Genomic DNA, 1,577 nt, shown 5'->3' with positions numbered 1-1,577 from the left:
AGCATGACGTCGTCGACCCGGCCGAGCAGCCAGATGTCGCCGTCCTCGTCCTTCTTCGCGCCGTCACCGGCGAAGTACTTGCCCTCGAAGCGGGACCAGTAGGTGTCGATGTAGCGCTGGTCGTCGCCCCAGACGGTGCGGAGCATGGAGGGCCAGGGCTCGGTGAGGACGAGGTAGCCGCCGGAGCCGTTGGGGACCTCGACGGCGTTGTCGTCGACGACGGTCGCGGCGATGCCGGGCAGCGGCCGCTGGGCGGAGCCGGGCTTGGTCTCGGTGACACCCGGGAGGGGGCTGATCATCATGGCGCCGGTCTCGGTCTGCCACCAGGTGTCGACGATCGGGGTCTTCCCGGCGCCGATGTGCTCGCGGTACCAGATCCACGCCTCGGGGTTGATCGGCTCGCCGACCGAGCCGAGGATCCGCAGGCTGCTCAGGTCGAAGCGGGCCGGGATGTCGTCGCCCCACTTCATGAAGGTGCGGATCGCGGTCGGCGCGGTGTAGAGGATGGTGACGCCGTACTTCTGCACGATCTCCCAGAACCGGCCCTGGTGCGGGGTGTCCGGGGTGCCCTCGTAGATCACCTGGGTCGCGCCGTTGGCCAGCGGCCCGTAGGTGATGTAGGAGTGCCCGGTCACCCAGCCGATGTCGGCCGTGCACCAGTACACGTCCGACTCCGGCTTCAGGTCGAACACCGCGTGGTGCGTGTACGCCGCCTGCGTCAGGTACCCGCCCGAGGTGTGCAGGATGCCCTTCGGCTTCCCCGTCGTGCCGGAGGTGTACAGGATGAACAGCGGCTGCTCGGCGTCGTGCGCCTGCGCCACGTGCACGGGGCTCTGGGCGTCGACCAGCTCGTGCCACCACACGTCACGACCCTCGGTCCACGCCACCTCCTCCCCGGTGCGCCGCACGACCAGGACCTTCCGGACCCCGTCGACCTTGGTCAGCGCCTCGTCGATCGCCGGCTTGAGCGCGGAGGGCTTCCCACGCCGGTAGCCGCCGTCCGCGGTGATCACCAGCTTCGCGTCCGCGTCGGCGATCCGCGACGCCACCGCATCCGCCGAGAAACCGCCGAAGACGACGGAGTGCGCTGCGCCGATGCGGGCGCAGGCGAGCATCGAGACGACGGCTTCGGGGATCATGGGGAGGTAGACCGCGACGCGGTCGCCCTTGGTGACGCCGAGGGCGGTGAGGGCGTTGGCGGCCCGGGAGACCTCGTCCTTGAGCTGGGCGTAGGTGATGGTGCGGCTGTCGCCGGGTTCGCCCTCGAAGTGGATGGCGACGCGGTCGCCGTGGCCGGCCTCGACGTGGCGGTCGACGCAGTTGTGGGCGACGTTGAGCCTGCCGTCGGCGAACCACTTCGCGAACGGGGGGTTGGACCAGTCCAGGGTCTCGGTGGGCTCGACGGCCCAGTCGAGACGGCGGGCCTGTTCGGCCCAGAACGCGAGCCGGTCCTCGGAGGCCCGGGTGTAGGCGTCCGCGGTGACGTTGGCCGAAGCGGCCAGCTCCGCGGGCGGGGCGAAGCGCCGCTCCTCCTTGAGCAGATTGGCCAGGCTCTCGTTGCTCAACGCGCACTCCTC

At 70.4% G+C, this 1,577-nt stretch carries 1 protein-coding gene; it reads right to left on the bottom strand.

Features of this window, described 5'->3' with window-relative positions; genetic code table 11:
• Positions 1–1,565 (bottom strand): acetate--CoA ligase (gene acs / locus ACGFX4_RS41320; protein WP_393086388.1); only part of this gene is annotated, 1,565 nt, incomplete at its 3' end.
• Positions 1,566–1,577: the final 12 nt, after the last annotated feature.

The organism is Kitasatospora sp. NPDC048365 (assembly GCF_043200835.1).
In the GTDB taxonomy this organism is placed as follows: domain Bacteria; phylum Actinomycetota; class Actinomycetes; order Streptomycetales; family Streptomycetaceae; genus Kitasatospora; species Kitasatospora terrestris.
The sequence above is the reverse complement of the archived record's forward strand: the minus strand, read 5'-3'. Positions and strand labels throughout refer to the sequence as shown.